This window comes from Erythrobacter rubeus (assembly GCF_014705715.1).
GTDB lineage: Bacteria > Pseudomonadota > Alphaproteobacteria > Sphingomonadales > Sphingomonadaceae > Erythrobacter > Erythrobacter rubeus.
In genome coordinates this window covers 169179-191080 of record NZ_JACXLC010000001.1, presented here as the reverse complement: position 1 = coordinate 191080, position 21902 = coordinate 169179, and the positions used below count along the sequence as shown (strand labels likewise).

The following is a 21902-nucleotide window of genomic DNA, read 5'->3' as shown; positions in this document are numbered from 1 at the left end:
TCGCGATATTCCGGGAAAACGCGAAACTTTCGTGCGTTCAGTCGCCGGATTGCTCGCTGAGGAGCCTCTGCGCGCGCTCCATCAAGGCGATTTCGCGCGGATCGAAGCCGCCCTCGTCTTCGGCCGACTGGCGCGGAGGAACCGCGGTCGTGAAATAGGCAATGCCTGTGCCGGCCCGCACGTCCATCCAGAGACCCGAACGCAGCCCATACGCCTCACCCGCATGGCCGATACGAATGCGTCCATTGGGGAAGAGGTTATCCTCACATCGCCCACTCGAATTATCGATCGACTGGAGCGCGAGCCCGTAGGAGCAAAAGAAGTCCTGCCCCTCATGCCTTTCAAAGATCGAGAAGAACAGCGCCATCGTCGTTTCGTCAGTCAGGAAGTTATCGTCGACCGATTTCAGGAATTGCTGCCCGATCTTGGCAAGGTCCATCATGCCAATCCGTACCCCGCCCTGCGGGCTGAACACGGAGGCATTGGTTCCGGGCACATAGTTTTCAAGGCTGCATTCGCTGTCTTCGGCGACAGGGACGGTGCAGTTGGGCGGAAGGTCAGCGGGATCATCGCGTGCGATTTCACCGGTATCGCGGTAGAGCACGACAGCGCGTTTCACCTGCTCTTCGCTGCATCCGATCCAGTTGAGACAGCCCTCGACGCCAAGCGGGCCAAAGACGGTGCGCTCGACAATTGCGTCATAGCTCTCGCCGGTTGCCGCCTCGAGCACGGTGGCGACCACCGGCGAGCCGAGATTGGCGTATTCGAAAGGGGCCTCGCCCGGCGGCGCATCGGCATACCATGCCTCCGGCTCTGCCAGCTTTTCTTGGAGGCTCTCTCCCAGCGGAATAACGTAACCAGCGCGGTCGCGCAGTCCGGAACGGTGGGAGAGCAATTGCGCGAGCGTCACTTTGGCATCGGGAAAATTCGGCGAGCGAACCTGCCAGCCCAGATAATCCGAGACATCGGCATCGAGCGCGACCTTGCCCTCATCCACGAGCCGCAGGGTCGCGAGTGCCATGATGAGCTTAGATATGCTGGCGATGCGAACCGGATCGTTCGCCTCGACCTCGCGCCCGCTCTCGCGGTCCGCCACGCCTTCGACGATGATCGGGCGCACGCCCTCGCGGTCGAAAGCGATAACCACTGTCGCGGGTACGGGCTCTGCGGCATGGGCTGTCATCGGCAGGATCAATAGCAGCGCGGCGATAAGGCGAAACGTCATGCGCGCACCATCACCGCTTAACCCGCCAATATCAATCGAGATCTGCCTAATCCAGATTGGGACGCAGCCAGCGTTCCGCCGTCGCAACATCGACACCGCGCCGCTTGGCGTAATCTTCCAGCTGGTCGCTACCGATCCGGGCAACACCGAAATACTGGGCTTCGGGATGGCCGAAATAGAACCCGCTGACCGCCGCTGTCGGCCACATGGCGAAGCTTTCGGTCAACGTCAGGCCGACATTCTTTTCGGCTTCGAGAAGCTCAAACAGGATCGGTTTCAGCGAATGATCGGGGCAAGCCGGGTAGCCCGGAGCGGGCCGGATACCGCGATATTCCTCCTTGATCAGCGCTTCGTTGGTGAGCTGCTCGCCCGGAGCATATCCCCACAGATCGGTCCGGGTGTGCTGGTGGAGCCGCTCGGCAAAAGCTTCGGCGAACCGGTCAGCGAGCGCTTTCAGCAGAATGTCCGAATAATCGTCCTTATCCGCCTGGAAGCGGGCGATATGCGGCTCGATACCGTGAATCCCGACTGCAAAGCCGCCGATCCAGTCACCGTCAGGGTCAATGAAATCAGCGAGGCACATATTGGCGCGGTCGCGTGATTTCTTCACCTGTTGGCGCAGGAAGGGAAGAACGACATGCTCTTCGCGCCCGCCTTTTCGAATGAATTCCTGGTGGATCGTCACATCATCGCCGTCGCGCGCGCAGGGCCAGAAGCCCGCAACACCGCGGGCGGTGAGCCATTTTTCCTCGATGATTTTGTCGAGCATGGCGTTCGCATCGTCGAACAACTGGCTGGCGGTTTCGCCGACCACTTCATCGGTGAGAATGGCCGGATAATTGCCGTGCAGTTCCCACGCGCGGAAGAACGGAGTCCAATCGATATAGGCGCGCAGGTCGGCCAGATCCCAATCGTCGAAAGTGTGCACGCCGGGTTGAAGCGGCGGCGCAGGCTTGTCGGACAGGTAGGCGTCGTAATAATTCGCGCGCGCGTCCTGCAGGCTCAGCAGCACACTCGGTGTCTTGCCCGCGCGTGCCTGCCGCACTTTTTCGTATTCACCAGCAGTATCGCCCACGAATTCATCGCGCTGGGTGTCGGACAGCAGCTTTGATGCGACCCCGACGGCGCGGCTCGCATCGAGGACATGGATCACCGGGCCTTCGTAATTGGGATCGATCTTCAGAGCGGTGTGCACCTTGCTGGTCGTCGCCCCGCCAATGAGCAGCGGCATCGTCATTTCGGAGCGCTGCATCTCCTCTGCCACCGTGACCATCTCGTCGAGCGACGGTGTGATGAGGCCTGACAGACCGATCATATCGGCATCGTTCTCATTCGCCGCTTCGAGGATTTTCGGCCAAGGGACCATCACGCCGAGATCGATCACGTCATAGCCATTGCACTGCAGGACGACGCCGACGATGTTCTTGCCGATATCGTGCACGTCGCCCTTGACCGTGGCCATTATGACCTTGCCTTTGGATTTGCGCTCGGCCTCCGGCAGAAGGTCCTTCTCCGCCTCGATAAAGGGAATGAGGTGGGCCACGGCTTTTTTCATGACGCGCGCTGATTTGACCACCTGCGGCAAGAACATCTTGCCGCTGCCGAACAGGTCGCCGACGACATTCATCCCATCCATCAGCGGGCCTTCGATCACTTCGATCGGTCGTCCGCCCTTGTCCGCAGTCGCGCTGCGCATTTCTTCGGTGTCATCGACAATATGCGCGTCGATCCCCTTGACGAGTGCGTGTTCGAGCCGCTTGCGAACGTCCCAGCCGCGCCATTCCTCGGCAGCTTTCTCATCGGCGACGGATTTGCCCTTGTAGCTTTCGGCGAGGTCGATCAGCCGCTCGGTCGCATCGTCGCGGCGCATCAGGATCACGTCCTCGCACGCCTCACGCAGTTCCGGGTCGATCTGGTCGTAGACGTCGAGTTGCCCTGCATTGACGATCGCCATGTCGAGCCCCGCGGGGATCGCATGGTACAGAAACACGGAGTGCATCGCGCGTCGAACCGTTTCATTACCGCGAAAGCTGAAGGACAGGTTCGACAGACCGCCGCTTGTCTTTGCATGCGGGCACTGCTGCTTGATCTCGCGAACCGCTTCGAGAAAATCGAGCCCATAGCGGTTGTGCTCCTCAATCCCCGTTGCCACGGCGAAGATGTTGGGATCGAAAATAATGTCCTCGGCCGGGAAGCCCTCGGCGACGAGCAGGTCGTAGGCGCGCTTGCAGATCTCTACCTTGCGGTCCTTGGTATCGGCCTGCCCGACCTCGTCGAAGGCCATGACCACGACCGCCGCGCCGTAGGCCATGCATTTGCGCGCTTGCTCAAGGAAGGGCTCTTCGCCTTCCTTCATCGAAATCGAATTGACGATCGGCTTGCCCGAGACGCATTTCAGCCCGGCCTCGATCACTTCGAATTTGGAACTGTCGATCATTACCGGCACGCGGGCAATATCGGGCTCTGCCGCGATCAGTTTGAGAAACGTCGTCATGGCGTGGACCGCATCCAGCAGCCCTTCGTCCATGTTGACGTCGATCACCTGCGCGCCGTTTTCCACCTGCTGGCGGGCGACTTCGATCGCGGTGGTGTAATCGTCCGCCAAGATGAGCTTCTTGAAGCGTGCGGAACCGGTGACATTGGTACGCTCACCGATATTGATAAATCGGGCGCTGCTGCTCTGCTGGTTCATGGTTCAGGCGGCCACCACGAATGCTTCGAGGCCCGAGAGGCGCATGGCAGGTTCGGGAGACGGAACGGTGCGCGGCGGCAGATCCTTAACAGCGTCGGCGATCGCCTGGATATGCGCGGGCGAAGACCCGCAGCATCCACCGAGGATATTGGCCTGACCGTTCTCGGCCCACTGCCTGACCAATGCCGCCGTCGTCTCCGGCATTTCGTCGTACTCACCAAGCTCGTTCGGTAGGCCTGCATTTGGATAAGCCATCAGCAAGGTGTCCGCGATGCCCGAAAGCGACTGTACATGCGGGCGCAGCTGGTCCGCGCCGAAGCTGCAATTTAGGCCGATGGTGACCGGGTTCGCGTGCCTCACCGCATACCAGAACGCCTCGACCGTGTGGCCGGACAGGTTTCGGCCCGACAAATCGGTGAGCGTCATCGAAATCATGACTGGGATATCGCGTCCGAGCGCCGCCTCGAGCTGCTTGACCGCCATGATTCCGGCCTTCGCATTGAGCGTGTCGAACACCGTCTCGATCAGGATGAAATCGCAGCCGCCTTCGATCAGGGCTGCGGCCTGCTCGTAATAAACCGCAGTCAGTTCATCGAAATCGATTTCGCGGTAGCCGGGGTCTTCGACATCCGGACTAAGCGACAGGGTCTTGTTGGTCGGACCGATGGCGCCGGCGACGAAGCGCGGGCGCCCGTCCTTCGATTCATACTCGTCGGCAAGTCCGCGTGCGATCCGGCCGCTGGCGATATTGATCGCTTCGACCTGATCTTCGGCAGCATAGTCGGCCTGACTGATGCGATTGGCCGAGAACGTGTTCGTAGAGATGACATCCGATCCCGAATCCAGATAGCTCCGCGTGATGTCTTCGATCACGTCGGGCCGGGTCAGCGCAAGGATATCGTTGTTGCCTTTCTGATCGGCCTTCAGCCCGAGATCGCCCGCGTAATCCTCTTCGGTGAGCTTGCGGTTCTGAATTTGCGTCCCGAATGCGCCGTCGAAGATCAGGACGCGCTCCTTGGCTGCTTCGTTGAGCTTTTCGCGCGCGTTCATGCCGTCTCTCCAACGGGACGTTTCCCAAGCATATGGCAGATCGCATAAGCGAGTTCAGGGCGATTGAGCGTGTAGAAATGGAAGTCGCGCTCACCGCCTGCGTACAGCCTGCGGCAAAGCTCGGCCGCGACCGTTGCTGCGACCAGTTTGCGTGCGGCAGGCTTTTCATCGAGTCCTTCGAACAGGCCGTCCATCCAGCCGGGGATCTTGGCGCCGCATGCGCCTGCAAACTTGCGCGCCTGCGCGACATTGGTGACCGGCAAGATGCCCGGCAAGACCGGCTGCTCGATACCCGCCGCCGCCAATTGGTCGCGGAAGCGGAAGAAGGTTTCGGGCGAAAAGAAAAACTGGCTGATCGCGCGGCTCGCGCCCGCATCCAGCTTGCGTTTCAGATTGTCGATGTCGGCCTGCGGGCAGTCCGCGTCCGGGTGCGTTTCCGGGTACGCGGCGACCGAGATTTCGAAATCGGCGATATTCTTGAGACCAGCCACCAATTCGGCGGCGCTCGCATAGCCTTCCGAGTGCGGAGTGAACGGGGCACCCGGTTCGCCTGCATCGCCGCGCAGGGCGACGATGTGACGCACTCCTGCTTCCCAATAATGCTCCGCCACTTCGCGGATTTCGGCTTTCGATGCGCCGACACACGTAAGGTGGGCGGCAGCGGGCAGGTTTGCCTCTGCAATGATCCTCGCCACGGTTGCGTGGGTGCGCTCACGCGTCGAGCCACCTGCGCCGTATGTGACCGAGACAAAGCTCGGCGCAAGCGGCTTCAATTGCTGCACCGCATCCCACAGCTGCGCTTCCATCTTTTCGCTTTTGGGCGGGAAAAATTCGAAACTTACGTCGACATCACCAGGGAGGCCGGAAAACAGCGGCGTGTCGACAGCGGTGCGCGCTTCGTGAAGTTGATCGAGAGTTGGCGTCATGCGGATCGCTCTTTGGCAGGGGTTGCGGGATTGTGGCTTTCAGGAAGATCGCGGCGTTTCCCAAGCCAGATTTTGACAATCAGCTCACCGCCTTCAAGTGCGATGGGATCGCGGGCTGTGAAGCCGGACGAGCGCAGCAGGTCGCGTACCTGCCTGTCGGAAAAGCCGAGCCGGGAATGCTGGTGCCGCGTCCGCAGCTCTTCACGGTCATGGCTGGCGAAATCGACAATCGCGATCCGCCCTCCCGGTCGCGTCACGCGCGCAGCCTCGGCAAGAGGAAGCGCCGGATCCTGCGCGAAATGGAGGACCTGATGCAGCAGCACCGTATCGAAACTGGCGGCCTGGAACGGCAAGTCCGAAAAGTCGCCCTGCACCAACTCGATTTGCGCAGTGGGAAGATGTTGCAGTTTGGCCCGAGCAACGCGGAGCATTTCTAGGTTCTTGTCGAGCGCAACGACATGCTCGGCCTTGTCGGCAAAGAATTCCGCCATTCGGCCTGTGCCGGTGCCGATATCGAGCACCGATCCGAGCGGTGCATCGCCCAGCGCCTCGGCAAGTTTCTGCTCGACCTGAGCGTCCGGGCTGTGAAGCGCGCGCAAATCGTCCCAGTCGCCGGCACTGCGCGCAAAGTACGCCTCCGCCGATGTTTCCCGGGCATTTCGAATTGCGGCAAGCTTCTGACGATCTGCCCGGCATAATTCCGCGAACTCTGCATCCTCGCGTTCGGCGGTCGCCAGCAATCGTTCGGCCGCTTCGACTATCGGATTGCTGCTGTCCGATCCGCTGGTCGAACGCAGGAACACCCAGCTTCCTTCGCGGCGGCGCTCTGCGAGACACGCGTCGCACAGGATACCGACATGGCGGGACACGCGCGGCTGGCTTTGCCCGAGCACTTGCGCCAATTCACCCACGGCGAGTTCCATGGTACCCAGCAGCCGCGCGATGCGAAGCCGGGTCGGGTCTGCCAAGGCTTTGAAGATCGTTTCGATCGCCATGCAGGATGGATATAAAGATATTTTTATATCTGTAAATGCCTTCGTTTCACAGCATGTGCCTCGTTCGCCAGCGGTTAAAAGAAGCGAATGCGCTTGCATTCGTGTTTGGCGATGTCGAAACGGCGTCTTGGCCGCGCATATCGTCGAGGGGACCCCATGAAGCTTGGATGCTGTTACTACCCTGAACACTGGCCAGAAGAAATGTGGGCCGAAGATGCCCGGCGCATGGCCGAGATGGGCCTGTCCCTCGTGCGCATCGGGGAGTTTGCTTGGAGCCGCATCGAACCGGAACCGGGCCAGCTGCATTGGGAGTGGCTCGACCGCGCTATCGAAACGCTGAGCGATGCAGGCCTCAAGATCATTCTTGGCACGCCAACCGCAACACCGCCCAAATGGCTGGTCGATACGATGCCGAACATGGTCGCAATCGACGAGCAGGGGAAGCCGCGCGGCTTCGGATCGCGGCGCCACTATTGTTTCTCGCATGGGGGTTACCGCCAGGAATGCCGCCGGATCGCCACTGCGATGGCGAAGCGATATGGCACCCATCCCGCCGTCACCGCGTGGCAGACCGATAATGAATTCGGCTGCCACGACACGGTGCTGAGTTTTTCCGAGGCCGCTGCCGCCCGGTTCCGTATCTGGCTACACGCCAGATACGGTACGCCCGATGCACTTAATCGGGCATGGGGCAATGTGTTCTGGAGCATGGAATATCGCTCCTTCGATGAGGTCGATCCGCCCAACCTCACCGTGACCGAGGCCAATCCCGCGCATTGGCTGGATTACCGCCGCTTCGCGTCGGACGAAGTCGTCAGCTTCAACCGCGAGCAGGTCGATATCATCAGGCAGCATTCGCCCGACCGCGACATTACGCACAATTTCATGGGGTTTTTCACCGAGTTTGATCACCACGATGTCGGGCGCGATCTCGATATTGCGACATGGGACAGCTACCCCCTCGGCTTTCTTGAACAGTTCTGGTTCGGTGACGCAAACAAGCGCGATTACATGCGTCAGGGTCACCCGGATATCGCCGCGTTCCACCATGATCTCTATCGCGGATGCTCGGGCGGGCGCTGGGGTGTGATGGAGCAGCAGCCGGGCCCGGTGAACTGGGCGCGCTTCAATCCCGCTCCCCTGCCCGGAATGGTTGCGCTCTGGACGATGGAAGCGTTCGCCCATGGGGCCGAATTCACCAGCTATTTCCGCTGGCGCCAAGCGCCATTCGCGCAGGAGCAGATGCATGCAGGCTTACTGCGGCCGGACAGCGAGGAAGCCGAAGCGGCGGATGAGGTGCGCATAGCGGCACGAAAGATCGCTGAGCTTGGCCCGCAGCAAATGGCGCAGGCCCCCGTGGCACTGGTGTTCTCATACGAAGCTGCGTGGGTGTGCGGGATCCAGCCGCAAGGAGCAAGCTTCCGCTATCTGGAGCTGGTCTACGAATGGTATTCGGCGCTGCGGCGGCTTGGGCTCGACGTCGATATCGTGTCAGCCGGCGCATCGCTCGACGGGTACAAGATCGTGCTCGCTCCGACATTGCCGATTATTTCCGATGAGTTCGTAGAAGAGCTTCGCGAGCTGGATTGCCCGGTGCTGATCGGTCCGCGTTCGGGCAGCAAGACGCCAAGTTTCACGATTCCCGACGATTTGGCACCAGGCGGATTGCGCGCGTTCCTACCGCTGACCGTCAGCCGCGTCGAAAGCATTCGCGATGGGTGCACGCATCGCGGCGATGGCTTCGAGATCACCCGCTGGCTGGAGCATATCGAAAGCGAGCTTGAGCCAGAGATCGCCCTCGAATGCGGGCGCGGCATTGTCTTCGCAAACAACAATTATCGCTATTGCGCCGGCTGGCCGGACGGCTCGCTGCTGACCAGCCTGATCGAACAGATGGGCAGTGAAGCGGGCATCGAGACGATGCGCCTGCCCAAAGGTCTGCGTATTCGCCGGACGGCAACGCATCAATTCGTCTTCAACTACGGTTTGGAGCCGGTGCAATTTGCGGGCACGGGCGACACGATCGCGCCAGCCTCGTTCGTCGTGACCCCGCTCACGACATGATCGCTTGCCAAGCCGCCCGGCTGCGCACATGGGGATCGCGATGAGCGCCTCACGGACATACGCGATTATCGGCTGCGGCATGATGGGCCGCGAGCATATGCAGAACCTGGCGCTTGTACCGGGTGCAGACCTCATCGCGATTGCCGATCCCGACGCTGGATCGCGGGAGGCAGCCGCGGAGCTTGCGACGCGCCTTGGCCAGGACGTGCGGCTGTATTCGGACAACACCGAAATGCTCGATCAGGCAGCGCCCGATGCGGTCATCATCGCCTCGCCCAATTTCACCCATTTCGATCTCGTCAAACCGGTAATGGAGCGAGGCGCGGCGATTTTGCTCGAAAAGCCGATGTGTACGGCGCTCTCCGATGCCAAGGCGCTTGCCAAGGCTGCAGCGGATTACCCCGGCCTCTTCTGGGTGGGGCTCGAATATCGTTACATGCCTCCGGTCACGCGGTTTATCGAGCGCCTGCACGCGGGCGAAGCAGGCGATATCAAGATGCTGGCCATTCGCGAGCATCGCTTCCCGTTCCTGGTCAAGGTTGGGGACTGGAACCGGTTCAATCGCAACACCGGCGGGACGCTAGTCGAGAAATGCTGCCATTTCTTCGACCTGATGCGTCAGATCCTTCGCGATGAACCGGTGCGGGTTTTTGCAAGCGGCGCGCAGGATGTGAACCACCTCGAAGAGCGCTACGATGGCGAGACGCCCGACATTATCGACAACGCCTTCGTGATGGTCGATTTTGCAGGCGGCGCGCGGGCGATGCTCGACCTTTGCATGTTTGCCGAGGGTTCACAGGAGCAGGAAGAGATAAGCGCTGTCGGCCCTGGCGGGAAAATGGAAGTGATGCTGCCATCCGGCGAAGTCATCTGGTCGCCGCGCGACAAGTCCGGCCCGATCGTCACGCATGTGGACACCCCGGCAGAAGCGCTCGCTGCGGGTGATCACCACGGCGCGACATACTTTCAGCAGCGCGATTTCCACGAGGCGCTTGTGCATGGCACGAAACCGCTGATCGATGCGCGCGACGGCTATCGCTCGGTTGTCATGGGCGCAGCCGCCCAGCAATCCATTGCAACCGGCCAGCCGGTCGATATCACTTTCGAGGTTTAGGAACAGACGTGCTTCAGAAAATGCCCCGCATCGGCTTCGGCCTATGGAAAATACCGCAGGACGACACCGCATCATGCGTGGTCGAAGCCGTGCGCGCAGGCTATCGCCATTTCGACAGCGCAGCCGATTACGCCAACGAGATGCAAACCGGCGAAGGTCTGACGCAGGCGATGGCGGATGGGCTCGTCTCCCGCGAGGATTTGTGGCTCACCTCGAAGCTCTGGAACACCTTCCACGCGCCGCAGCATGTGGAAGAAGCTTGCCGCAAATCGCTGGAAGATCTGCAGCTCGATTACCTCGATCTCTATCTGATCCATTTCCCCATCGCCCTCGAATACGTGCCGATCGATGAGCGCTATCCGCCCGAGTGGCTGCACGATCCGGACGCGCCAAATCCGGTGATGAAACCGGCCGAGGTGCCGCTGCAAGAGACATGGGCAGCGATGGAAGCGCTCGTGGACAAGGGCCTCGTGAAGCAAATCGGCGTGTGCAATTACAATTCGGCGTTGCTCCACGATCTGATGAGCTATGCGCGGATAAAGCCCGCGATGCTCCAGATCGAATCGCATCCCTATCTGACGCAGGAGCGCCTGATCCGACTTGCGAAGCAATACGGGATGGATGTGACGGCCTTCTCACCTCTCGGGGCGCAAAGCTATTTCGAACTCGACATGGCCGCCGAGGGCGAGAGCCTGCTCGGCGCGGCGCCAGTGATGGTCGCCGCCGATGCGCACGGGAAAACACCGGCGCAAGTGCTGCTGCGCTGGGGAATTCAGCGCGGAACTGCTATCATTCCCAAGACCACGAAACCTGAGCGCATGAGGGAAAATTTGGACGTGTTCGACTTCGAACTGTCGCAGGTGGAAATGGCGGCCATCGGCGCGCTCAATCTCAATCGCCGCTTCAACGATCCGGGGACATTCACCGAAGCGGCCTTCAACACATTCCATCCGATCTATGACTGACGCAGCGGCACAGGAATTTCCCGCGACCATCGCAGGAGGCGGTGATCTTGCCGCCTTTCTCGCTGCCAACAAGACTGCGGTAGATGCAGCCTTGAGCGATGCGGGCGCGCTGTTGTTTCGCGGGTTCGACGTCCCCGATCCGGTGGCTTTCGACGCGGCCGTTCAGGGATACGGAGAGCCGGGCTTCACCTATGAAGACTCGCTATCGAATGCCGTGCGCACCAATGTGACGCCCCGCGTCTTCACCGCCAACGAAGCGCCGCCGACGACCGAGATTTTCCTGCATCACGAGATGGCGCAGACGCCGCTCTATCCCTCGAAACTGTTCTTCTATTGCGAGATCGCAGCGGAGACTGGCGGGGCGACTCCATTGTGCCGCTCCGATTGGGTGCTCGACCGGCTGGGCAAAGAAGCACCCGCGTTCGTCGCGCGCGTCGAGGCCGAAGGCGTCCGCTACACCAACGTTATGCCGGGCGACGACGATGCTGGTTCAGGCCAGGGGCGCAGCTGGCGCAGCACGCTGAGCGTCGACAACAGAGTCGCAGCGGAGGCCCGTCTGCGCGAACTCGGCTATTCGTGGGAATGGCAATCTGATGGCAGCCTGCGCGCAACGACGCCCGCGCTACCGGCGGTGCGCACCATCGGCGACGGTCGCCGCAGCTTCTTCAACCAGCTCATTGCGGCGTTTCGCGGTTGGGCGGACAGCCGAAACGACCCGAACCGGGCGATTACCTTTGGCGACGGAACGCCGATCACGTCGCAGGACATGGCACCGGCGATAGAAATTGCCGATGAATTGACCGCAGACCTGGCATGGCAGCCGGGTGATGTGGCGCTGGTCGACAACTACCTCGTCATGCACGGTCGCAAGCCCTTCGAGGGCAAGCGCCGCGTACTCGCGTCACTGGTGGCCTAGCTCGTCTCCGCCAGCATTTGTTCGTAACGGGCGCGCAGCGTATCGCTTCCGAACTCCGGGGTCGCGGCTGCTGAATATTCACCGGTTACGGGATCCAGCACCAGCATGCTTTCGGTCGCGTAATACTTCGCGATGCGCGCATATTCGGTTTTTTCGGCGAGCCAGTCGGAGAAAGGCGAGCCTGCCGAGAGCACGCGCGCGGCGAGATCGAAAAGCGCTGGCGAAATCGAACGGTATCGCGGTTCCTTGCCGGTCAGAGCGAACAGCATCTCGCCCTGCTCGCGCGGAGAGATCGCCGGTCCTGGCCCGCCAATCGGCAAGATCTGGTTGCGCTTCTCCTGATCAGAAACGCAGTTTGCTATAAAGCGCGCAAGGTCGCGGTCGCTGATGGGCTTGCACCTCGTGAGCTCTCCATCGCCGAACAGCAGAAACGGCTTGCCTTTGGCGACCCGTGCGACCTGTCCCGAGAGCGACTTGAAGAACGCGGTCGGTCTCACGATCGTGTGATCGAGCGCGCTTTCCACCAGCTCTTTCTCGAAATCCAGCTTGGCATGCTGAAACGCCAATCGCGGTTTCTGGACGCAAATCGCCGACAGGAGAAGAAAGTGCTCCGCCTCTGCGTGTTCGGCGGCTCGGAGCAGGTTCACATTGGCCCGGTAATCGACAGCCCGAGTGTCCTTGGGCGATCCGCTACGCGATGCGAGGCAGGATACCACGCATTGCGGCGCGGCCTCGCGGACGGCTTCACGAAGGGCCTCCAGCTTTCCAAAATCTGCGAAAAGGACACCCGCGCCGCTCGCGGCACATTCGCGCGCAGCTTCCTCCCCGCTCACGGACCGGCGGAGCAGGCACACGGCGTCATGCCCGCCCTCGACCAGCGCACGCACAACCGCACGTCCAATCGTTCCGCTTGCCCCTGCGACCAAGATGCGAATGCGCTGCGTCCCGTCTTCTTCAGTCATCCAGCCACTAGCATGACCACAGCTGCCACCTGCACGCAAGTCGGCCTCTTGACTTCGCTCTGACGCTGTCGAAGGTCGCACGATGGCGCGTCTTCTTCTGTTCAACAAACCCTTCGGCGTGCTGTCGCAGTTCACGGACCGGAGGAGCCCGACCAAACGCCAAACGCTTTCGGATTTCATCAAAGTGCCGGGCGTCTATCCAGCGGGAAGATTGGACCGCGATAGCGAGGGGCTGCTCCTGCTATGCGATGACGGAAAGCTTCAGGCGCGCATAGCCGATCCGCGGTTCAAATTGCCGAAGACCTATCTTGTTCAGGTGGAGGGGGAGCCTGGCGAAGCTGCGCTCGATCGCCTGCGCAGCGGTGTTCGGCTGAAAGATGGCATCACCCGCCCGGCCGAAGTGCAGCGCATCGAAGAACCCGCATTATGGCCGCGCGACCCGCCGATCAGGGTCCGCAAATCGGTCCCGGACAGCTGGATCGAGCTGACCTTGCGCGAAGGCAAAAACCGGCAGGTGCGGCGCATGACTGCGGCAATCGGTTTCCCGACATTGCGCCTGGTGCGCTGGTCGATCGGCGAGTGGGAGCTGGGCGGCATCGCGCCCGGGACGTGGACCGAAACAAAGGCGCGCTAGCTTTCGCCGCGCTCGAAGGCGAGGCAACCGCGATTGATCAAATCACAGGTGAGTTCGCTCACGTCTGCGAAAACCTGATCTGGCGTAACCTCTACACGTGGGCCCGCGCAAATCGCTTTTGCGAATGCCGCAACCGTGCCCCCGCAAGGAATGCACTCCCCATCGACCATCAGCAACACTTCACCGCCATCCTCGCTGATATACGCAAAGCGGCTCGCCGGATTGCGCAGCACGACCTGCTCCGTTTCGAACATCGCGGAGACGTGATCGATCGTAACCGGGTTTTCGAGCCGCCAGTCGATCCGATCGTTCTTCGGCGCGGTCGCGAATTCGCCGAACCAGCGCGCAAACGCTTCCTTGTCGTTCAAGCGCTCGGCAATCATCGCTCGCAGCCGGGCGAGAGCATCATCGGAAATCTCGCCAGCATTCGCTTGCATGGCCAAGTCCGGGTCGGTGTAGCGATCATCGTCATTGTCGCCGCTCGTCACTGTGTCCGCCCAGCCCGCGATGAGCTCATCGCGTGACGGCGCGCGAAAACCGACTGAGTATGTCATGCAATCATGTCCGACCGCTACGCCGCGATGGGCAATCTGCGGCGGGACATAGAGGATGTCTCCGGGTTCGAGCACCCACTCCTGCTCGGGCTCGAACTCGGCCAGCAGACGCAGACCGTCGTGCGGAAGCAGCGGCGTGTCATCGTTGCAAAGCCCGCCCAATTCCCAGCGACGCCTGCCGAGACCCTGTATGAGAAAGACATCGTACTGATCGAAATGCGCACCAACGCCGCCGCCATCGGTGGCATAGCTGACCATGACATCGTCGATGCGCCAATTGGGAATGAAGCGAAACGGATCGAGCAACTCGGCCACCTCGGGCACGTAGTGATCGACCGCCTGCACCAGCAGCGTCCATGGGGCCTTGCCCAATTCGTTAAATCGATCTTCTGCAACAGGCCCGTGTTCCAGTGCCCATTCGTCAGCGGCTTCCGAAATAAGGCGCGATTCCACATGCGCCTCGCAGGCGAGCCCTGCGAGCTCGTTCGGCTCCAGCGGGTTTCGCCACTCGGTCCATGGATTGCGGATCAGCAGCGGCTTTTTCTGCCAATACTCGCGAAGAAATGCCTGCGCGTCGAAGTCTCTGAAACGCAGCGACACGCTCTTTAGTCCTGTCCCGCCGACGCGACGAGATCCATGAAATTGCGCGCAGCCTCACGGTCGGCCTCGTCCTCAAAAGCGACATCCAGGTCAGGCGCGGCGTCAAGCATATAAAGTAGGCTCCAGAGGCCGAACCTTTTGCCGCGGTCTTTCTCGAGCCCGAGATCGACCAGCATCCGGTCCGTTGCCGCAGGGATCGCATCGACCTGTACCTCCCCCAGCTCGGTGGTGCCGAAATAGCGAAGCAGCAGATGTTCCATGTCCATAATGCGGCGCTAAACCTCTGCGCCCGCGATGCAAGCGCGGATGTGCTGCCTCAGGTCACCGAGCGCCGGATTCGATCGTGTGCTGGGACCAAGCTGTATCTGGTTCGGATGTTCCTGGTGCCGCTTACGTTACTCCGACACGTGACCCAATCATTACGAATAGCCAAGCAAGGCGCAACCTACGCTGGCGGGGCATAGCTCAAGCGCAACTTAGTGTCAGTTGACGCCGTTTCTTGTGACCCGCCATCTTAATGCAGAGTGACTCCGGGCTTTTCACTGAGCTGATCTGTTTGAAGAGGCAGACAACGGCCTGGCACCAGGACCCATGGCACGGCAATAATCTCTCAGACCCGCCTCTTACCACTGCCGGACTTGCTTACATGGATGACGAGGATCGGGAGCCGGAAGGCGACAGTCGGCCACAAGCTGATAGGCCCGAAAACAGCTTTTCAGGTTATGACCCTGATTCCGGACGCCGAAGATCAGATGCAACTCTCCCAATATCTGCCGTCTTGGTCTAACGCTAGAACGCGATAGCCAAGCGATTGGATGCGATTACAAATTGCTCTTGCAATTAAATCTACATAGGTAGATTAGGCTTGTATGCCCCGCTCGCGTTCCCTGTCGCCTCAAGCAAAGAAGCTGCTTCAAGTTTTGGTGGAGGCAGGCCAGCGTGGTTCTCATGGCTACGAGATCATGCAGGCCGCGGACATTAAATCAGGCACCTTGTATCCACTTCTGATACGGCTCGCCGACCAAGGGTTTTTGGAAGCTGAGTGGCAGAAGCCCGACATGCCAGGTCGCCCTCCGCGACAGATATACAGACTCACGGCTGAAGGTATCGAACTCGCGATGCGCAACCGTCCCGAAGTTCGATCAGGCGGGAAGCCGGCGACTGGGACAGCTTCCGCATGATCAAGTTTGCACGGCTCGCGAGCAATCTGATCTGCGACATGCTCGTCGCGGGGCTCCCGGTAGCTCGGAAGCCTTGGGCGCACGCGGCTCGCGCGGAGGTCGACAGCATTCCTTGCGATGGAGCCGCTCTTCTCTTCGCGGCTGGTGCCGCTCGCGGTATCACGCTTCTAGTGCTGGCCGATTGGCTTTGCGCTTTGATCGACATAGTAGGGAATGCCCGGTTTCCGAGTGGTGCAGGTGCCAAGGGCCTAGACGTCGATGCTTCGCGCCGTTCGGCCATCATGGTTGTCGGGTTCTCCTGTGCAATCGGAGCTGTGCTCCTCGGCTGTGCTTACCTCCACGCTGTCGATGCCCCGACATACATGATCGCATCGAATGCGGGGGCGTTGGTTTGCGGGCTCGCGGGAGCGCTCGTGATTGCAAGCCGTCCGGCCTTTTCTCGAAGGGTCAGTGACATAGCCGTCCTGCTAATGTCGCTCGCTCTGGTGGCGACCGCGCTCACCGGCACGTCGGTCGCGGGCGCTTCGCGATGGGCTAGCTTTGGCGCGCTGGTCCTACAGCCCAGTTTCATCTTTCTTCCCGCAATTATGATAATTCACGCGCGTCAGTCCAGCCATGCTTCAATGCTCGGAGTTATGCTGACCGTGATTGCCATCGCGTTCCAACCAGACAAGGCAATGTCTGGGATATTGGTGCTCGGCCTTGCGTCTATCGCCTATGGGCAGCTCAGACGATCCAGTTTGATCGCGCTCGCAGGGAGTGTGGCAGCCTTTACATATGTAGCGACGGTGCCGGTAGAGATCCCGACATCGCCCTATGCGGACGATGTCTTCGCCATCGCATTCGATCTCCACTCCGGTACGGCCATGGCGGCCTCTATCGGAGTATTGCTTCTCCTAGCCCCTGCTATCTACGGGTGCATGTCCCGGACTATCGATCGTGCCCAGTGCGTCACGTTCGCGGCTGTATGGGGCGGCCTCATTCTTGCGGCAGTCTTTGGTCATTCTCCAACGCCAGTCATAGGATATGGCGGCAGCGCAATCCTCGGATATCTGATCAGCCTCGGCATTTTGATTTCCCCAAACTCCCGCGCCCAGCAGCTTCCTTCTAGCGCGAAGCTACTGCCGCCTCTAAAACTGATCGATGTGTCGCGGTTTGTGCGCTGCCTGGTCGCATGAAGAAGTTCGGGATGATACGCATTCAATTGGCGATGTCTTTCCTTAGAACACACCGATATTGGCTTCTTCCGTGCCTCATCTTTGTCCTTGGATATCTCGGCTGGACGGAGCTCACCCGGACGCGCGGCGCTCAAGCAGTAGTTTTTCAGCCAGCAGAAAAAGACTGCTCGGCCTCAGGGCCCCTCCGTTATTGCGTGAGTAGGGCGAAGGGGGGCACCAATGGCGACGTAGTCTACCACCTGCACGGACGCAATCTCGAAGAGACGATCTGGAATGACGATACCTATTATACGGGCCTTATCCAGGCTGAATGGCAGCGCACAGGCACTCTGCCCCCGACAGTTGTGACGATGTCCTATGGACCGACTTGGCTTCTCGCCCCAAACGGCACGCAGCCGGATAGCGGCTTGCTGGAAGACTTCATGAAGCGAATGGCGTTGATCGAGGAGGAGTTGGGCGAACCAGAGCGTCGATTGCTTTTGGGCGAGTCAATGGGCGGGCTCAATGTGCTTGTCGCTGGGCTGACCTACTCTTCGCAGTTTGATAAGGTCGCGGCGTTATGCCCGGGCGTCTATGCGCTCTCTCCCTTCGCTTCGTTTCAGGAGATGAAAGATGCGGCGCGGCGCAACGGGGCAAATGGGTGGAAGCGCCAAATCGAACAACGACGCTCGCGAGGATAGCTGGGAAATGATCTTGTCATTCCTCGCTGAGAAGCTGTCGAACCCGAGGCCTTGATTGAGCCGATTGCGGACCATCGCGTTTCGGCCCTAGATCTGCTCAGAAATTCAGAAACAAGTTCACGTTCGCAATATGGTCAATGCGGTCTTCGCCGTCTCTTATGACATACTGATTGAGATAACCTGGGACTACTTCGATACCTTCAGCCAACGGGAATGAAACGCCTACGAAGTTACGCCAGACGCTGAGGCCGCCCCGCTGGAATTCGGTTTCGTTGAGTTCGATGAATGGCTCGGTATAGGCGATGACCTTGTTGTTTTGCGTGATCGAAGCGCGAAGCTGCACGAAGTTGCGGAATCGCCATGCTGTTTGGTCCCCTTCCTCGAAGGTCCGCTGTTCTAGTCGAGTGCGAGAGTCGATTGTCAGGCCGCCCGACGTTTCTACCAACCTGACATTCAGCTCCTGATAGAAGCGGTGCTCGTTGACCTCCACGGGGCCGACTGGATCGGTGAGAATATAGGCATATCCGCCCCCGATACTGACCCGATCGTTGATCCGGTAGCCCACAAGAGAGCGGAGAAGCAGCTGTCCGAGCCGATCGGCATCGTCCGTAAAGCGCTCCTGAGCTTCGCCGCGCACGAACCAATCGCCCTCTTCGTTGAGATCGACAACGATGAACTGACCGGTCCAGATGTTGAAGTCTTCCTCGGTGGCCGAGGCCGGGGAAGCGGTGGCGAAAAGGGCGAGCGCAATGGCGCCACCCAACGAGAAGCGGGAAAAATGCATAGAAGAATTCTCGGTGCTTGCTTGGAGAGAGGGTTCCGAGAGGTTGGCGGCCAATCGCAGGGGGGCTTTCAACATAGTAAGGGGCGATTGGCCGCCGAGGTTAACTCAGAAACGGTAAGACAATCCGCCGCTGAGTATCCATGGATCGAGGTCGTGTTCGGTCCTTAGTGCGACTTCCTCGCCGGCACGGAAAGTGGCTGTCGTTCCGATGAAGTAGCGTTTGGCATCGAAAGAAAGGCCGAGGCCGCTGTCGTTCAGCGCGATATCGACACCCGCCTGAAGCGCGACGCCGAATTCGTCCGACAGATCGACATTGGTTGCACCCAGAGCCGCCGCATCAGCGCCGACACCTTCGTCGAAAATGAAGAAGTAAGCGGGACCTGCACCGATATAGGGCTTGATGGTGCTGCCGAGATCGAAGTGATACTTCGCTGTCAACGTGGCCGGCAGGATGATCGCATCGTTAATGAGCTCCGCACCGCCGAGGGTGCCGGTGCCGCGAACGTCATGCGGCGATACGCAGCAATAAGTCTCGAGCGAGAAATTGTTTGTCACAAAGTATTCGATCGTAGCTTTGGGAATGACCGAATCCGTAGCTCGCACGTCCGAGCCCGCAGGCAGTCCGATCTCGTCGATTTCGACTTCCGTGATTTCGCCTTCGGGTAGGACGGTTGTGACGAAGCCTTTGACTTGCACCGAACCCTGACGATCCTGCGCAATCGCCGGAGCGGCGAGGGGAAGCGCGAGCGCGCCGAACAAAAGACCATATTTGCTTGGGATCATTTTCGTTCTCCTTTTATGGGAGATACAGCCACGGAGGCGGACATCTCGGACAGAGCGCGCCCGCCCCACTGCTGAATTGCCGAATTAGTTCGCCGAACTGACCGTCGTCGGCTGGAACGGCATGGAGCTGTGATGGGTGTTGATCTTCAATTCACCATCGGGGCCGCGAACATAGCCGAAGGTGTATTCGACCTTCGTCACCGAACCGTCGGGTAAAGTGAAGAAGTAGTTGCCCATGGCCATCGCGTTGTCATCATCGGTGACGATGCCTTCGTTTTCGAAGCGGACATCGGTCCAGCCCTTGATCGCGAAGCCGCTGTCTTCGGCGCGCATACCCTTCACGAAGTAGCTCAGCGCTTCTTCGTAGGTACCGCGGAACTGGTCTTCAGCAGCAAGGGTCGGCTTGAAGAGGACCGTACCGTTGTCGTAGTTGTAGAGAGTGTCGAGATGCTCGCGAGCGCGCTCCTCGTAGTCGCCGCCATTCGCGTGGGCCGCGCTGATTGCGACAATACCTTCGCCCCATTCTTTCTGTGCGGCTTCGACTTCCTCGGTCGTGATGGGGGTGGTGTTGGCAAGAGCCGGCGCTGCAAGGGCGGAAACCGCGGCCAGGCCTATGGCAGTCTTGATCGTCTTCTTCATCTGTATTCTCCTTTTCACTCAGCGAGTTCGCAATTACTGCAAACATCGTTCGACTGGTGTCCGGGCGTCGAAAACCCTCGATCAAGAGATAGGGGAGGCATGAGGCGCACAAATCCGCCGAGTGGCAGGCTCGCAGGCCTAGGCCGGATGGCCTATGCAGTTTTCAGCAGACGCCCTAAAGTGGCTGCATGAACCAAGAGGCAGACATCGTAACGTCCAATAGAGAGACGATTGCAGATCTGCGCGAGCTCTATCGCGCGGCCGAAGGCCGTGCTGCGCGTATTCGTCTCATCTCTGAAACCGAGCGAGCTCTAGCGGGAGCAGACGGAGAAAGCCTTAGCGAGGTGCTCGGCGAATGCGGCCAGAGGCTGGCCTTCTTCCTTGGCTTCAAGAAAGCGGTGCTGCTCAACGCGGATGATACGGGCGGATTGCCGCTCACTGCTCCGGGACCGTATGGCGACATCGTCGGCCGCATGTCTATCGGAAACCTCGATTCGATCGATCCGATTGCCGACCCTGAAGATCGCGAAGCGGCGAGAATCCAGCTCGACCTGATGGGAGCAGCAATCGACCGGGTCCACCGCGAGCGCGAGAAGGCAGACCTGCTTGCGGCGCTGCAGGATCGAGAGCGAAGCCTTGAACGGCTGGTCGAACGCATCTTCACCGCGCAGGAGGAAGAGCGCAGACGGGTCTCACACGAACTGCATGACGGTGTCGCGCAGACTGCGACGGCGCTGGTTCGCTTACTTGAGAGCGCTCAGATTGGGGCCGAAAGCCGGCAAGGGGGAGCATGCGTGGCCAAACCGGCAGAGATTGCTCGGGGTCTCGTTTCGGAATTGCGGCGTGTCATCGCGGGGTTGCGCCCGACCCTGCTCGACGATTTGGGCCTCGTGCCAGCTTTACATTCGCTTGCGGATGGACTCGAGGCCGATCGTTGCAAGGTAACGAGGGTCCTCGATAACGACGAGACGCGCTTACCTCCACTGGTGGAAACCGCGCTCTTCCGCGTGGCGCAAGAGGCGGTATCCAACATCCGAAAGCACGCAAGCGTGCCCTGCGATGTCTCCATAGAGGCGCATCTCGCCCCGGGGAGCGAACGCATCTTGCGCATCACAGATCATGGAAAGGGTTCAGCCGCGATGCTGTCGTCGAAGCCGCCCGCACCCGGCAGCCAAGTTGGTATCGACGTCATGCGCGAGCGAATGGCAGGCATTGGCGGTAGTCTCATGTGGAAGCCGGGCGAGAATGGCGGCGTCGTTGTCGAAGCGCGGCTTCCCGGCGACTGACGAAGACTGATTGGCCGAAAGAGATTGACTTGTCCTCTACGAGTATCCTGATTGTCGATGACCACCAACTCGCGAGGGAGGGCCTGAAAGCTCTACTCGTCGAGAATGGACGCAATGTCATCGGCATAGCCTCTACCGGCGAAGAAGCCATTAGACTGGCGCAGGAACTAGTTCCCGAGGTCATACTGATGGATGTGCGCTTGGGCTCTGGAATTGATGGCTTGGAGGCTACTCGTCAGATCGCGGCATTAGGCCTTTCGAGCCAGATCATCATGCTCACGCTCCACGATATGCCGGGTTATGTGCGCGAAGCGTTAGTGGCGGGTGCTTCAGGCTACGTGCTTAAAGACACCGCTATAGATGATTTGTGCTCGGCGATTGATAGTGTTCTGGCTGGGCAATCTGCACTCCCAATCGATCTGGTAAGCGCAGCCATGAAGGAAACACCGACGCGACAGAAGGAAAAGGGCCTTGAGGATTTGCTCACGAAGCGCGAGCAGGACGTGGTGGAATTGATCGCGGAAGGTCTTACCAACAAAGAGATCGCAAGGCGGCTCGAAATCAGCCCGGCGACCGTCAAGGTGCATGTCGAACGGATCATCGGAAAATTGGGCGTGACAGACAGGACGCAAGCGGCGGTGAAGGTCGTTCAGATGAAGTCTGAAGCGCTTTGA

21 protein-coding genes are annotated in these 21902 nt (G+C 60.0%); 10 read left to right on the top strand and 11 right to left on the bottom strand.

Annotation, left to right across the window (positions count from 1 at the left end):
- Positions 1–37: 37 nt before the first annotated feature.
- The 5 genes from IB285_RS01025 to IB285_RS01005 are packed head-to-tail and all read right to left on the bottom strand — an operon-like array spanning position 38 to position 6888.
- Positions 38–1225: a serine hydrolase domain-containing protein gene (locus tag IB285_RS01025; protein ID WP_190786423.1), complete on the bottom strand. Its 1188-nt coding sequence runs from the start codon at positions 1223–1225 to the stop codon at positions 38–40.
- Positions 1226–1271: 46 nt separating this feature from the next.
- Positions 1272–3917 carry a methionine synthase gene (gene metH, locus IB285_RS01020; protein ID WP_190786422.1) on the bottom strand — a complete coding sequence of 882 codons (2646 nt, stop codon included), beginning with the start codon at positions 3915–3917 and terminating at the stop codon, positions 1272–1274.
- Between the two features lie 3 nt (positions 3918–3920).
- Entirely contained in the window at positions 3921–4967 is a 1047-nt protein-coding gene (locus IB285_RS01015) for a homocysteine S-methyltransferase family protein (protein ID WP_190786421.1), read from the bottom strand.
- Positions 4964–5893, bottom strand: a complete 930-nt coding sequence (metF, locus tag IB285_RS01010; protein ID WP_190786420.1) for a methylenetetrahydrofolate reductase [NAD(P)H] — start codon at positions 5891–5893, stop codon at positions 4964–4966. The genes IB285_RS01015 and metF overlap by 4 nt, the downstream gene beginning before the upstream one ends.
- Entirely contained in the window at positions 5890–6888 is a 999-nt protein-coding gene (locus tag IB285_RS01005) for an ArsR/SmtB family transcription factor (protein WP_190786419.1), read from the bottom strand. Before IB285_RS01005 ends, metF begins: the two co-directional genes overlap by 4 nt.
- Before the next feature lie 156 nt (positions 6889–7044).
- On the opposite strand from IB285_RS01005, the gene IB285_RS01000 reads away from it, so the two are divergent.
- Genes IB285_RS01000 through IB285_RS00985 form a run of 4 tightly spaced genes read left to right on the top strand, consistent with a single transcriptional unit; the run spans position 7045 to position 11947 of the window.
- The gene (locus IB285_RS01000) at positions 7045–8952 is read left to right on the top strand and encodes a beta-galactosidase (RefSeq protein WP_190786418.1); all 1908 of its coding nucleotides are present in this window, start codon (positions 7045–7047) and stop codon (positions 8950–8952) included.
- A 40-nt stretch (positions 8953–8992) separates the two neighbouring features.
- On the top strand, positions 8993–10066 hold the full coding sequence (locus IB285_RS00995; RefSeq protein WP_190786417.1) for a Gfo/Idh/MocA family protein: 1074 nt from the start codon (positions 8993–8995) through the stop codon (positions 10064–10066).
- An 8-nt stretch (positions 10067–10074) separates the two neighbouring features.
- Positions 10075–11031 carry an aldo/keto reductase gene (locus tag IB285_RS00990; RefSeq protein ID WP_328705829.1) on the top strand — a complete coding sequence of 319 codons (957 nt, stop codon included), beginning with the start codon at positions 10075–10077 and terminating at the stop codon, positions 11029–11031.
- The gene (locus tag IB285_RS00985) at positions 11024–11947 is read left to right on the top strand and encodes a TauD/TfdA family dioxygenase (protein WP_190786416.1); all 924 of its coding nucleotides are present in this window, start codon (positions 11024–11026) and stop codon (positions 11945–11947) included. The genes IB285_RS00990 and IB285_RS00985 overlap by 8 nt, the downstream gene beginning before the upstream one ends.
- Here IB285_RS00985 and IB285_RS00980 read toward each other — a convergent pair.
- A complete protein-coding gene (locus tag IB285_RS00980; protein WP_190786415.1) occupies positions 11944–12909 on the bottom strand; it encodes an NAD(P)H-binding protein in 966 nt (321 codons plus the stop codon). The two genes, IB285_RS00985 and IB285_RS00980, sit on opposite strands and share 4 nt — an antisense overlap.
- Positions 12910–12991: 82 nt before the next feature.
- Between IB285_RS00980 and IB285_RS00975 the strand changes: the two genes are divergently transcribed.
- On the top strand, positions 12992–13543 hold the full coding sequence (locus IB285_RS00975) for a pseudouridine synthase (protein WP_190786414.1): 552 nt from the start codon (positions 12992–12994) through the stop codon (positions 13541–13543).
- Here the strand turns inward: IB285_RS00975 and IB285_RS00970 are convergent.
- A complete protein-coding gene (locus IB285_RS00970) occupies positions 13540–14691 on the bottom strand; it encodes a cupin domain-containing protein (RefSeq protein WP_190788934.1) in 1152 nt (383 codons plus the stop codon). The genes IB285_RS00975 and IB285_RS00970 overlap by 4 nt on opposite strands.
- Positions 14692–14702: 11 nt before the next feature.
- Positions 14703–14957: a hypothetical protein gene (locus IB285_RS00965; RefSeq protein ID WP_407925595.1), complete on the bottom strand. Its 255-nt coding sequence runs from the start codon at positions 14955–14957 to the stop codon at positions 14703–14705.
- Positions 14958–15566: 609 nt separating this feature from the next.
- Here IB285_RS00965 and IB285_RS00960 point away from each other — a divergent pair.
- From IB285_RS00960 to IB285_RS00950, 3 genes are read left to right on the top strand one after another with little or no spacing between them, the layout of a single operon-like run.
- Complete coding sequence (locus tag IB285_RS00960) at positions 15567–15878, top strand: PadR family transcriptional regulator (protein ID WP_190786412.1); 312 nt, start codon at positions 15567–15569, stop codon at positions 15876–15878.
- A complete protein-coding gene (locus tag IB285_RS00955) occupies positions 15875–17056 on the top strand; it encodes a putative peptidoglycan glycosyltransferase FtsW/RodA (protein WP_190786411.1) in 1182 nt (393 codons plus the stop codon). The genes IB285_RS00960 and IB285_RS00955 overlap by 4 nt, the downstream gene beginning before the upstream one ends.
- Positions 17053–17736, top strand: a complete 684-nt coding sequence (locus IB285_RS00950) for an alpha/beta hydrolase-fold protein (protein ID WP_199803317.1) — start codon at positions 17053–17055, stop codon at positions 17734–17736. The genes IB285_RS00955 and IB285_RS00950 overlap by 4 nt, the downstream gene beginning before the upstream one ends.
- A gap of 97 nt (positions 17737–17833) precedes the next feature.
- Here the strand turns inward: IB285_RS00950 and IB285_RS00945 are convergent, their stop codons facing one another.
- The 3 genes from IB285_RS00945 to IB285_RS00935 all read right to left on the bottom strand — a co-directional run bounded on the left by IB285_RS00945 (position 17834) and on the right by IB285_RS00935 (position 19942).
- The gene (locus IB285_RS00945) at positions 17834–18574 is read right to left on the bottom strand and encodes a DUF2490 domain-containing protein (RefSeq protein ID WP_234033022.1); all 741 of its coding nucleotides are present in this window, start codon (positions 18572–18574) and stop codon (positions 17834–17836) included.
- A gap of 51 nt (positions 18575–18625) precedes the next feature.
- Positions 18626–19303, bottom strand: a complete 678-nt coding sequence (locus tag IB285_RS00940; protein WP_190786410.1) for an OmpW/AlkL family protein — start codon at positions 19301–19303, stop codon at positions 18626–18628.
- An 84-nt stretch (positions 19304–19387) separates the two neighbouring features.
- A complete protein-coding gene (locus tag IB285_RS00935) occupies positions 19388–19942 on the bottom strand; it encodes a phosphoribosyl-AMP cyclohydrolase (RefSeq protein WP_190786409.1) in 555 nt (184 codons plus the stop codon).
- A gap of 188 nt (positions 19943–20130) precedes the next feature.
- On the opposite strand from IB285_RS00935, the gene IB285_RS00930 reads away from it, so the two are divergent.
- Positions 20131–21228, top strand: a complete 1098-nt coding sequence (locus IB285_RS00930; RefSeq protein ID WP_190786408.1) for a sensor histidine kinase — start codon at positions 20131–20133, stop codon at positions 21226–21228.
- 29 nt (positions 21229–21257) lie between these two features.
- Positions 21258–21902, top strand: a complete 645-nt coding sequence (locus IB285_RS00925; RefSeq protein ID WP_190786407.1) for a response regulator — start codon at positions 21258–21260, stop codon at positions 21900–21902.

Coding starts and splice junctions, on each gene's coding strand:
- IB285_RS00995 (WP_190786417.1), top strand. CDS start 8,993: ATGAGCGCCTCACGGACATACGCGATTATCGGCTGCGGCATGATGGGC.
- IB285_RS00940 (WP_190786410.1), bottom strand. CDS start 19,303: ATGATCCCAAGCAAATATGGTCTTTTGTTCGGCGCGCTCGCGCTTCCC.
- IB285_RS00960 (WP_190786412.1), top strand. CDS start 15,567: ATGCCCCGCTCGCGTTCCCTGTCGCCTCAAGCAAAGAAGCTGCTTCAA.
- metH (WP_190786422.1), bottom strand. CDS start 3,917: ATGAACCAGCAGAGCAGCAGCGCCCGATTTATCAATATCGGTGAGCGT.
- IB285_RS00980 (WP_190786415.1), bottom strand. CDS start 12,909: ATGACTGAAGAAGACGGGACGCAGCGCATTCGCATCTTGGTCGCAGGG.
- IB285_RS01005 (WP_190786419.1), bottom strand. CDS start 6,888: ATGGCGATCGAAACGATCTTCAAAGCCTTGGCAGACCCGACCCGGCTT.
- IB285_RS00975 (WP_190786414.1), top strand. CDS start 12,992: ATGGCGCGTCTTCTTCTGTTCAACAAACCCTTCGGCGTGCTGTCGCAG.
- metF (WP_190786420.1), bottom strand. CDS start 5,893: ATGACGCCAACTCTCGATCAACTTCACGAAGCGCGCACCGCTGTCGAC.
- IB285_RS01015 (WP_190786421.1), bottom strand. CDS start 4,967: ATGAACGCGCGCGAAAAGCTCAACGAAGCAGCCAAGGAGCGCGTCCTG.
- IB285_RS00985 (WP_190786416.1), top strand. CDS start 11,024: ATGACTGACGCAGCGGCACAGGAATTTCCCGCGACCATCGCAGGAGGC.
- IB285_RS00930 (WP_190786408.1), top strand. CDS start 20,131: ATGAACCAAGAGGCAGACATCGTAACGTCCAATAGAGAGACGATTGCA.
- IB285_RS00950 (WP_199803317.1), top strand. CDS start 17,053: ATGAAGAAGTTCGGGATGATACGCATTCAATTGGCGATGTCTTTCCTT.
- IB285_RS00955 (WP_190786411.1), top strand. CDS start 15,875: ATGATCAAGTTTGCACGGCTCGCGAGCAATCTGATCTGCGACATGCTC.
- IB285_RS01025 (WP_190786423.1), bottom strand. CDS start 1,225: ATGACGTTTCGCCTTATCGCCGCGCTGCTATTGATCCTGCCGATGACA.
- IB285_RS01000 (WP_190786418.1), top strand. CDS start 7,045: ATGAAGCTTGGATGCTGTTACTACCCTGAACACTGGCCAGAAGAAATG.
- IB285_RS00965 (WP_407925595.1), bottom strand. CDS start 14,957: ATGGAACATCTGCTGCTTCGCTATTTCGGCACCACCGAGCTGGGGGAG.
- IB285_RS00935 (WP_190786409.1), bottom strand. CDS start 19,942: ATGAAGAAGACGATCAAGACTGCCATAGGCCTGGCCGCGGTTTCCGCC.